Origin of the sequence: Zymomonas sp. (assembly GCF_020216885.1) — a bacterium.
Lineage (GTDB): Bacteria > Pseudomonadota > Alphaproteobacteria > Sphingomonadales > Sphingomonadaceae > Zymomonas.
On sequence record NZ_JAIWON010000007.1, the window covers coordinates 1 to 10,000 of the forward strand.

11 protein-coding genes and 1 pseudogene are annotated in these 10,000 nt (G+C 45.8%); 2 read left to right on the forward strand and 10 right to left on the reverse strand.

Annotation, left to right across the window (positions count from 1 at the left end; genetic code table 11):
- From LDL18_RS00315 to LDL18_RS00355, 9 genes and pseudogenes are all read right to left on the reverse strand, one after another.
- A pseudogene (locus LDL18_RS00315) lies at positions 1-464 on the reverse strand (2,3,4,5-tetrahydropyridine-2,6-dicarboxylate N-succinyltransferase); the annotation flags it as partial.
- A gap of 33 nt (positions 465-497) precedes the next feature.
- Positions 498-1,166 (reverse strand): pyrimidine 5'-nucleotidase, encoded by a 669-nt coding sequence (locus tag LDL18_RS00320; protein WP_296505933.1) that lies wholly within the window; start codon positions 1,164-1,166, stop codon positions 498-500.
- Positions 1,167-1,291: 125 nt separating this feature from the next.
- Complete coding sequence (locus LDL18_RS00325; protein ID WP_296505935.1) at positions 1,292-1,633, reverse strand: iron-sulfur cluster assembly accessory protein; 342 nt, start codon at positions 1,631-1,633, stop codon at positions 1,292-1,294.
- 38 nt (positions 1,634-1,671) lie between these two features.
- The gene (locus LDL18_RS00330) at positions 1,672-2,106 is read right to left on the reverse strand and encodes an SUF system Fe-S cluster assembly protein (protein WP_296505937.1); all 435 of its coding nucleotides are present in this window, start codon (positions 2,104-2,106) and stop codon (positions 1,672-1,674) included.
- On the reverse strand, positions 2,103-3,326 hold the full coding sequence (locus LDL18_RS00335; RefSeq protein WP_296505939.1) for a cysteine desulfurase: 1,224 nt from the start codon (positions 3,324-3,326) through the stop codon (positions 2,103-2,105). Before LDL18_RS00335 ends, LDL18_RS00330 begins: the two co-directional genes overlap by 4 nt.
- Complete coding sequence (locus LDL18_RS00340; RefSeq protein ID WP_296505941.1) at positions 3,323-4,438, reverse strand: SufD family Fe-S cluster assembly protein; 1,116 nt, start codon at positions 4,436-4,438, stop codon at positions 3,323-3,325. Before LDL18_RS00340 ends, LDL18_RS00335 begins: the two co-directional genes overlap by 4 nt.
- Positions 4,435-5,187, reverse strand: a complete 753-nt coding sequence (gene sufC, locus LDL18_RS00345) for a Fe-S cluster assembly ATPase SufC (RefSeq protein WP_296505943.1) — start codon at positions 5,185-5,187, stop codon at positions 4,435-4,437. The genes LDL18_RS00340 and sufC overlap by 4 nt, the downstream gene beginning before the upstream one ends.
- 14 nt (positions 5,188-5,201) lie before the next feature.
- On the reverse strand, positions 5,202-6,674 hold the full coding sequence (sufB, locus tag LDL18_RS00350; protein WP_011240338.1) for a Fe-S cluster assembly protein SufB: 1,473 nt from the start codon (positions 6,672-6,674) through the stop codon (positions 5,202-5,204).
- A complete protein-coding gene (locus LDL18_RS00355) occupies positions 6,674-7,081 on the reverse strand; it encodes an SUF system Fe-S cluster assembly regulator (protein WP_296505956.1) in 408 nt (135 codons plus the stop codon). Before LDL18_RS00355 ends, sufB begins: the two co-directional genes overlap by 1 nt.
- A 565-nt stretch (positions 7,082-7,646) precedes the next feature.
- Between LDL18_RS00355 and hisC the strand changes: the two genes are divergently transcribed.
- Positions 7,647-8,756, forward strand: a complete 1,110-nt coding sequence (gene hisC, locus LDL18_RS00360; RefSeq protein WP_296505957.1) for a histidinol-phosphate transaminase — start codon at positions 7,647-7,649, stop codon at positions 8,754-8,756.
- On the forward strand, positions 8,757-9,638 hold the full coding sequence (gene tyrC / locus LDL18_RS00365; RefSeq protein ID WP_296505959.1) for a cyclohexadienyl dehydrogenase: 882 nt from the start codon (positions 8,757-8,759) through the stop codon (positions 9,636-9,638).
- A 46-nt stretch (positions 9,639-9,684) separates the two neighbouring features.
- On the opposite strand, the gene LDL18_RS00370 is transcribed toward tyrC, so the two are convergent.
- Positions 9,685-10,000, reverse strand: a 316-nt coding sequence (locus LDL18_RS00370; protein WP_365974420.1) for a 1-acyl-sn-glycerol-3-phosphate acyltransferase, incomplete at its 5' end; no start/stop codon positions are given.

Consider the following 10,000-nt stretch of genomic DNA (forward strand, 5'->3'; position numbering starts at 1 on the left):
GAAATATGGACATTGGCACCGATCTGGGCGCATGAACCAACGGTCGCCCATGTATCAACCATGGTATTTTCACCGACATAAGCGCCGATATTTACAAAGCTCGGCATCAAGACGGCACCTTTTGAGATAAAGGCACCCCGACGAACTACCGCACCGGGGACAGCGCGGAAGCCAGCCTGTTTAAACTGATCTTCGCTCCAATTAGCGTATTTCAGCGGAACTTTGTCATAACCACCATTCATTGGGGCATTACCCGTCAAACGGAAGGATAAAAGAACCGCTTTTTTCAGCCACTGATTGACAACCCATTCACCATTGTCACCCAATTCAGCAACGCGGCGTTTGCCAGAATCCAATAAGGATAAAGCCTCTTCAACGGCTTCAGCAACTTCACCTTTTGTGGCTGGCGTAATATTGGCACGGTCTTCAAAGGCTTGATCAATAATCTTGATAAGATCAGACATCCCGATTTCTTTCTTTATAGTAACAAGTTGAATTTACGCTGTTATCTCTTTTAACCAAGAACCGACATCATAAATTTCGTAATCTATTTTTTCATGGCCTTCCGTAATATGGCCGTCTTGTCCTTTCAATCCATGATTGACCCAAACAGTAGTCATCCCCTGATCTTTCGCAGGTAGCAGGTTACAGGCCATATCATCGACAAAAAGCGATTTTTCACCATCGGCCTCAAATTCTTCCAACATACGCTGATAACAAGAAGGATCAGGCTTTGGGCGATATTGTGAAGAATGGATGTCGAACACCCCTTCAAAGACACCGGACAATCCGCGGCGCTCTAAGACCTGTTCAGCATAAGGTCGATCACCATTTGTGAAAATCCATTTGCGTCCCGGCAAATTTTCAATAGATCGTCTCAATGTCAGGTCGGGGGATAAGCTGTCCATTTCGATATTGTGGACATAGGCCAGATATTCATACGGGTCGATATTGTGATACCGATACAAACCGACCAAAGAAGCCCCATATTTCAAATAATAATCCTGCTGTAATTTTTGGGATTTTTCCAGAGGTAGGTTTAATTTCACCGAAATATAATAGGCCATACGCTTATCAATATGAGTAAAAAGATCAGCGTCTGGTGGATAGAGCGTATTATCGAGGTCAAAGATCCAGTTTTCGATATGCTGCAAACTAGAAGTCATATAGGCGCCTTGTCATTGAGACAATTGAGGGGTCATCATCCCCTTCTATACCCGTTTTATTACAAAAAAGAAAACTGGACACAAATTAAAGCGAATAAAAGACAAGGCTTTATTCAATCAAATAATCAGACGGTAAAGCTTTCACCGCAACCGCACATACCGGTCGCATTAGGATTTTTAAATTGGAAAGCAGCCTGAAAATCATCTTCGACCCAATCCATTTCCGAACCGATCAAATAAAGCAGTGAAGCATTATCAATAAATAGCACCGCATCATCAATCACAATCCGTTCATCGAGCGGGTCGGCTTTATCGGTATATTCCAAAGAATAGGCCAACCCCGAACAGCCTTTTTTGGGGGTAGATAATTTGACACCAACCGTGCCTTGGGGCGCTTCCGACAATAATTTTTTGATACGCATTTTAGCATTCGGGGTCAGGGTAATAACAGAAGCAGTCTTCGCCATTTCATATTCCTTTCAGGGCTATTTAGAGCTTTTTCAAACTACAACAGTCCTAATTCAAGTTTGGCTTCATCGCTGATGCGATCCATGCCCCAAGGCGGATCCCACACCAATTCAACTTCGACGGCACCGACCCCTTTTATTTGTCCGACGCGCAGTTCAATTTCAGCAGGCATAGACCCTGCTACCGGACAATTCGGCGTTGTCAGGGTCATTTTGATAACGACATGATTGTCATCACCAATTTCAATGTCGTAAACCAACCCCAGATCATAAATATTAACCGGAATTTCCGGATCATAGATATCTCTCAAAGTTTCGATAATCTCAGCTTTCAGCTTTTCCTTATCCGGCTTTTCAGCTGTGAAGCCTTCGAGATAATCCTGTTTCCGAGGGACTGAGGCCGAAGACTCGCCAGAACTTTCACCCGAAGGCGTTTCCAAGGGGGCTTCCGATGTTTCTGTGATATTACTCATAAGAAAATACTCACTACTCTTGAAAGTCCGGCTGCCAAACGTTCAATATCTTGCTCTTCATTATAAAGACCAAAACTGGCTCTTGCGGTCGCAGGCACATTCAAATGCGCCATCAGAGGTTGAGCGCAATGGTGACCGGCGCGGATAGCGACACCCTCTTCATCCAAGATAGTGCCGATATCGTGAGGATGAATACCGTCCATAGAAAAACTTAAGATTGCTGCGCTGTCATCTGCACCGAAAAGACGCAATCCCTTGATGTCTTTTAAGCGTTTTCTTGCCATTTTAGTTAAAGCGGCCTCGTGACAGGCAACTTTTTCCATGCCGATATTTTCTAGATATTCAATGGCCGCTGCCAACCCCAAAGTCCCGACAATATGCGGCGTTCCTGCTTCAAAGCGTGCAGGCGGATCAAGATAGGTCGTTTTTTCAAAAGTGACCTGATCGATCATCGCACCGCCGCCTTGCCAAGGTGCCATCGAGTCCAAAATATCGGATTTAGCCCATAAAACCCCGATACCCGTTGGCGCATAGAGCTTGTGGCCTGAAAAAACGAAAAAATCGCATCCTAATTCAGAAACATTGATAGGCAAATGAGGGGCTGACTGGCACCCATCAATCAATAATTTTGCCCCGACACTATCCGCAATTTTTCGGGCTTTCGAAACATCCAGAACTGACCCTAGCACATTAGATATATGAGCCAATGAAAGCAGTTTATGTTCCGGCCTGATCATTCGAGCAGCGGCATCCAGATCTATCCGGCCTTCTTCATCCAATGGAATGACATCAATGGCAAAACCCATCCGATCACGCAACAGCTGCCAAGGCACGATATTACTATGATGTTCCAATTGACTGATAAGGATTCGGTCGCCTTGATTTAAATGGGTAGCACCCCAGATCTGGGCAACCAAATTGATCGCTTCTGTTGCACCACGAACAAAAACAATCTCATTGGCGCTTTTAGCGCCGATAAAGCGTGCAACCGTTTCTCGTGCTTTTTCTTTTTCTTTCGTCATATCTGCCGAACGACTATAAACGCCACGATGCACCGTCGCATAATCGACCGCATAGGCTTTATAAACCGCGTCTATAACCGCTTTCGGTTTTTGTGCCGTGGCAGCACTATCAAGATAAGACCAGTTTTCAGGAATAGCTGGAAAATCGGAGCGATAATTGAAATCTGCTACTCTGTTACTTTCTGCTGACGGGCTCATTCTTTTTCTCCTGCCCAATGTTCTGTATCATGCAGCCATGTCGAATATAGCAGACTATCTGGAGTCGAAATAAAGGCTTCCATTACAAAAGATTGAATCAACAAATCTTTAGCTTCTTCAGGGTCAATGCCTCGGGATTCCAGATAGAAAAGTGCCTGCGGATCAAGCTCACCTACAGCCGCCCCATGCGCGCATTTGACATCATCGGCATAGATTTCGAGCTCCGGCTTCATATTAACCGTTGCATTACGGGATAATAGCAGGCCTTTCAAAGACTGCTCCCCGTCGCTTTTTTGTGCAGAAGCCGCAACCTCTGTGCGCACAGCCAAGCTGACCGTTGATTCATCATCAGCCAAAGCTCTTAACTTCTGACGGCTGCGACATCCTTCGGCAACATGGCGAGTGATAATCATAATATCATGGCGCTGTTTTTCTCTTGCCAGAAAAGCGCCGCCACTCATCAATTCAGCACCGGAAGCGGTTAAATCAAAACGCTGATCTATCCGGCTATCCGCGCCCTTATTTCCGATCCAGTCGGTCAACAAATGGGCGTTCTCGCCCAAACGCCCTTCTTCAATCAGAGAGGTAAAGCCGCTTTCGCAAGATAAACGCGATAAGCGTTGTAATTGAGCATTTTCACCAAGATCGAAATAGGAAAAGCGGTTCCCCCAGCCCCGCCCTGCATAAGTCTCGACCAAAGTTGCCGAGACATTTTTTGCCAGACGAACGGAAGAAGGAAGATGGTAAGCACCGCCACTGCCTAAATATAAAATCTCAATGGGCTGAGTGCAGTCTTCTTCAATTTCAAGCGTCCAGCCCCTTTCACCATTGGTCATTTGTCCCAAAGGATTTTGGCTTTTGGCCGATACATTTCCGATTTTAACGGGCCCTGGATGGCTAGCTTCCGGCTGATAGACTCCGTCAACAAACAGCAATTTAGGATTCGTCAGACCAGACCAGAAAGAAGACGGATTGGGCGAGGGAAACTGACCATGCTCTTCGCCTGCCAATATTTCCAAGGCATTCAACCGCGACCAATGCCATTCTTCGTCATGTGGAGAAGGTAATGTCAAAGCTGCTTTTGTCTTATGGCTGTCTTCGACAGTCGTCATGCTACCAACTCCCCATAACCTTCGCGTTCCAGTTCCAAAGCCAGTTCAGCCCCACCGGAGCGCACGATCTGACCTTTGACCAAAACATGGACGAAGTCCGGTTTCACATGATCCAACAAACGCTGGTAATGGGTAATTAACAGCACGGAACGATCTGGCCGCCGCATCACGCGATTAATGCTTTCGCTGACAATCCGCAGGGCATCAATATCAAGACCAGAATCGGTTTCATCCAGAATAGCCAGCTTTGGTTGAAGAACGGCCATCTGCATCATTTCGTTGCGTTTCTTTTCACCGCCCGAAAAACCGACATTAACAGGACGCTTCAACATTTCGGGATTGATACCTAATGCTTTGGCTTCCTTGCTGGCAATTTTAATAAATTCTCCGGCGGATAGCTCTTCTTCACCCCGTGTTTTCCGCTGGGCATTAGCTGCCGCTCTCAAAAAATGAAGATTAGAAACACCAGCAATTTCTACCGGATATTGAAAGCCCAAAAACAGACCGGCAGCCGCGCGCTCATGCGGTTCCATCGCTAGCAAATCTTTTCCCATAAAACGGGCGGAGCCATCCGTTACCGTATAGCCAGGCTTACCGGAAAGAACATAGGAAAGGGTGGATTTCCCTGCCCCGTTAGGCCCCATAATAGCATGGATTTCGCCGGCACCTATTTCCAGATTCAAGCCTTTCAGAATCTGTTTGTTATCGACTTCAGCGCGAAGATTACGAATTTCCAACATCTTACTCATTGCATTATCTCCTGTTAGCCAACCGCACCTTCAAGGCTGATTCCCAATAACTTTTGGGCTTCGATTGCAAATTCCATCGGCAATTTTTGTAAAACATCGCGGGCAAAACCATTGACGATCAAAGCCACGGCTTCATCTTCATTTAACCCGCGCTGTCTGGCATAGAAAAGTTCGTCATCAGAAATCTTCGAGGTCGTCGCTTCATGCTCGACTTTGGCAGAAGGATTTCTTACCTCGATATAGGGGACGGTATGCGCCCCGCATTTATCGCCAATCAAAAGAGAGTCACATCGCGTAAAGTTACGAACATTTTCGGCAGCACCGCCGACCTTCACTAAACCGCGATAGGTATTGTCGGAATGACCGGCCGAGATACCCTTTGAAATGATGGTAGAACGGCTATTCTTGCCGATATGGATCATCTTGGTGCCGGTATCTGCCTGTTGGTAGTTATTGGTCAGCGCAACGGAGTAGAATTCCCCGACCGATTCTTCCCCTTTAAGAATACAGGACGGATATTTCCAAGTAATTGCCGAACCTGTTTCAACCTGTGTCCAGCTTACTTTTGATCTCGCGCCATCACATAACGCCCGCTTGGTCACAAAGTTATAGATACCGCCTTTGCCATTTTCATCACCGGGATACCAATTCTGCACCGTCGAATAACGGACTTCGGCTTCCTCATGGACAAAAATCTCGACTACAGCCGCATGAAGTTGATTCTCATCCCGTTGAGGTGCCGTGCATCCTTCGAGATAAGAAACATAAGCGCCTTTATCAGCGACAATCAAAGTCCGCTCAAATTGTCCGGTATTGGCAGCATTGATACGGAAATAAGTTGATAATTCCATCGGGCAGCGAACGCCTTCTGGTATATAAACAAAGGTGCCATCCGAAAAAACAGCACTGTTCAAAGCTGAAAAATAGTTATCCCTGACCGGCACGACCCGCCCAAGATAGCGTTTTACCAATTCGGGATATGTCTTGATCGCTTCGGAAATAGACAGAAAGATAACACCCACTTCCTGTAGTTTTTCTCGAAAAGTTGTTGCCACTGAAACAGAATCAAAGACAGCATCAACCGCCACTTCACGCGCGCCGCTAACACCGGCTAAAACTTTTTGTTCTTCAATCGGAATGCCTAATTTTTCATAGGTTTTTCGAATTTCAGGATCAATTTCATCCAGAGATTCAATCTTGGGCTTCGCCTTGGGGGCGGCATAATAATAAGCATCCTGATAATCTATTTCAGGCAGCTTCAATTTTGCCCAATGAGGCATTTCCATTTCAAGCCAGCGTTTATAGGCTTCCAATCGCCATTCCAGCATCCATTCCGGCTCGCCTTTTTTGGCCGAAATGAAACGGACGATATCCTCGTTTAATCCTTTTGGAGCGAATTCCTGATCAACCGCAGAAGAAAAGCCCCATTCATAACGATCATTGCGGGCTAACGCTTCCAATGCAGCTTCGTTTTTTGTCTCACTCATTATGATGCTCCCGCAAGACTTTTAAGACTAATACTTTCAAGGGCATTTTTGACGGTGCGGTTTACCTCTGGCCAACGAGGCCGCATTCCACATTCAGCAGAAAATTTGCAAAGGCTTTCTTTGTTATCACAGGATGACATAGCGATAGGCCCTTCTATGGCTTCGACAACATCAGCAAGGGTAATTTCCTCCGCCGGACGTGCCAATGTGAATCCCCCCCCCATACCGCGCAACGACGTCAGTAGCTGTGCAGCAGCTAAGCGCCCCATCAATTTTTGCACAGTAGGTAAAGGGAGACCTGTTTTTTCCGCCATAGTTAGTGTCGTTAAACATTTCGCACCTGCGCCATGGTGAACAACCTGACGCAGCACGATAACGGCATAATCTGTCAGATTAGAAAGACGCATATAATCAAAAATCCTGAATAAAAAATAATCTTTTTTCAATTTTTTTAAAAAAAATAGTATTTTTTAACAATAATAAACCGAATCAAAAACAAGACTAAATTTGTCTGATTAAGCATGAAGATAGTTGTGATCATCGTCAAGGTCAGCTGATTTGATTACAGCGATCGAAAAAACATATTTAACGTTGAAACAAGCCTTTATGGATCGAGGCTAGAAAGTGGCAAAGCAAAAACAGCCACAAAAAATATAAAAAATAGTTTATCGTTGATAAAATCGGCAGTTTTACTCTATTGGAAAATACCAAAAAATAAAAAATAAAGACTTTTTAAACAAAAAAATTAAAGGAAATTTATATTTTTAATTTTTTATTATAAAAAATAAGAAAAATATAAGACAATCAACTAAGTTACGCTATTTTCTACTTTGACCAAAAAGCTGTAAAAATTTTTATAAATTCTGATACAAAATCAGTCGCTTTTGTTCTAAAATAAAGAAAAGACTATTAAATATCGAGGATAGCCTTTAACGCGCGCCATTATTATCCGGATTTTATCAAAGAGCTATTATGACTGCAGCACCTGAACTTCGCCCGAAATCTTGGATCGACAGCATTGCGCCTTACATACCGGGGTCATCAAAGACGCTGGATGGCCGTCCGGCTGTCAAACTGTCGTCTAACGAAAATCCCTTGGGAACTAGCCTGAAGGCAAAAGAAGCCTATCGGGAAGCCGTAGACTCTCTTTCGCTGTATCCTGATAGTGGGGCAACCGCCCTGCGTGAGGCTATCGGCGCTTGCTATAATCTTGATCCAGCTCGGATTATTCATGGCACCGGATCGGATGAAATCCTGCATTTGGCTGCCGGAGCCTATGCTGGACAAGATGACGAGGTTTTATACCCGCGCTATAGTTTTTCAGTTTATCCGCTGGCTGCCAGACGCGTAGGCGCGACGCCGGTAGAAGCACCGGACGATGACTATCGTTGTTCTGTTGAGGCCTTGTTAAAGGCTGTCACGCCACGAACGCGGGTTGTCTTTATTGCCAATCCGAATAACCCGACGGGAACATGGATTACCCGTGCCGAAGTCGAAAAACTGCATAATGGCCTTCCCCGCAATTGCTTATTGGTTATTGATCAGGCCTATGCTGAATATCTTGATCCTGAATGTGATGATGGCGCGTTAGCACTCGCCAAAAACACAAAAAATGTGCTGGTGACGCGGACATTTTCTAAAATTTACGGATTGGCCGCTGAAAGAATTGGCTGGGCTTATGCTTGCCCTGAAATCATTGATGCCCTTAATCGGATACGGGCACCCTTCAATGTCACGATTGCAGGACAAAAGGCAGCGGTTGCCGCCTTGGAAGATCAGGCATTTATCCAGAACAGCTTCAAACATAACAAAAAATGGCGTGGCTGGTTTGAAAACCAGATGGCGCTTTTAAGTAATGCTGGCATCCGTGTGATCCCGTCCTCTGCCAATTTTACTTTACTGTTATTTGAAGGCAGCCTGACTGCCGAAACAGCCTATAAAGTCTTGATGGATCACGGCTATACCACCCGATGGTTGCCGGGACAGCGCCTTCCTCATGCGTTACGTATCACTATCGGTAGTGAAAAACATATGCAGGATGTCGCCGGTATTTTAACTTCCTTGGTTAGGCAGGCGCTCTAAGTGACCGTCTTTAAGCATATTGCCATTATCGGATTAGGACTGATCGGTTCCTCTGCGGCACGGGCAACAAAAGCCTATTGTCCTGATGTAACGATCAGTCTCTATGACAAAAGCGAATTTGTCCGCGACAGAGCCAGAGCGCTCAATCTCGGCGATAATGTTACCGATGATATTCAAGATGCGGTTCGTGAGGCGGATCTGGTACTCTTATGCGTGCCAGTCAGGGCAATGGGTGCCGTCGCGGCAGAGATGGCACCGGCACTAAAAAAAGACGTTATTATCTGCGATACAGGTTCAGTAAAAGTCAGCGTTATAAGAACGCTGCAAGAAAATTTACCCCATCACATTATTGTTCCCAGCCATCCTTTGGCGGGAACTGAAAATAACGGCCCCGATGCCGGTTTTGCCGAATTATTCCAAGACCATCCTATTATTTTGACCCCCGATGCCCATACACCGGCACAGGCTATCGCCTATATCGCCGATTACTGGGAAGAACTCGGCGGGCGCATCAATCTGATGTCGGCTGAACATCACGATCATGTTTTGGCGCTCACCAGTCATTTGCCTCATGTCATTGCATACCAGCTTATCGGGATGGTATCGGGTTATGAGAAAAAAAGCCGGACACCGATTATGCGATATTCGGCAGGAAGCTTTCGGGATGCAACGCGGGTAGCGGCTTCGGAACCCCGTATCTGGCAAGATATTATGCTAGAAAATGCTGCAGCCCTTCTGCCAGTGCTGGATCATTTTATCGCAGATCTCAAAAAATTGCGGACAGCCATTGCCTCGCAAGATGGGGATTATCTTCTTGAGCATTTCAAGGAATCGCAGAAAGCACGTTTAGCCCTAAAAACAGACCACGATATTCACCCTTAAAATTTTCTGATATTGTTCAGCCGTCAGATATTTTTCTGACGGCTTTTTACTGATTAAAGCGATTGATCGCCGCATGGACAAGCGCCTCGGCTTCCTTCCGTGGCAATCCGGCTGGTATCACCTCACCAGCTTGGAAATGCACAATACCTGCTTTTTTATTGAGACCACCGCCCCAGAGCAAACCACTATCAAGTGCAATCGGCACAACAGGTAGATTCAGCATTTTATAGAGACCATAAAATCCGGCACGGATAGGCGGCGCGTCACCATGCGTTACTCGGGTGCCTTCAGGAAAAAGCAGTAGTGACCGCCTCTGCTCTTTAGCATCCCCCGCAGCCCGTAACATCCGTCTCAAGGCGACA

Excerpts from the sequence above, each read along its gene's own strand:
- LDL18_RS00340 (WP_296505941.1), bottom strand. The coding sequence starts at position 4,438 with ATGACGACTGTCGAAGACAGCCATAAGACAAAAGCAGCTTTGACATTA.
- LDL18_RS00355 (WP_296505956.1), bottom strand. The coding sequence starts at position 7,081 with ATGCGTCTTTCTAATCTGACAGATTATGCCGTTATCGTGCTGCGTCAG.
- sufB (WP_011240338.1), bottom strand. The coding sequence starts at position 6,674 with ATGAGTGAGACAAAAAACGAAGCTGCATTGGAAGCGTTAGCCCGCAAT.
- LDL18_RS00320 (WP_296505933.1), bottom strand. The coding sequence starts at position 1,166 with ATGACTTCTAGTTTGCAGCATATCGAAAACTGGATCTTTGACCTCGAT.
- sufC (WP_296505943.1), bottom strand. The coding sequence starts at position 5,187 with ATGAGTAAGATGTTGGAAATTCGTAATCTTCGCGCTGAAGTCGATAAC.
- hisC (WP_296505957.1), top strand. The coding sequence starts at position 7,647 with ATGACTGCAGCACCTGAACTTCGCCCGAAATCTTGGATCGACAGCATT.
- LDL18_RS00325 (WP_296505935.1), bottom strand. The coding sequence starts at position 1,633 with ATGGCGAAGACTGCTTCTGTTATTACCCTGACCCCGAATGCTAAAATG.
- LDL18_RS00330 (WP_296505937.1), bottom strand. The coding sequence starts at position 2,106 with ATGAGTAATATCACAGAAACATCGGAAGCCCCCTTGGAAACGCCTTCG.
- LDL18_RS00335 (WP_296505939.1), bottom strand. The coding sequence starts at position 3,326 with ATGAGCCCGTCAGCAGAAAGTAACAGAGTAGCAGATTTCAATTATCGC.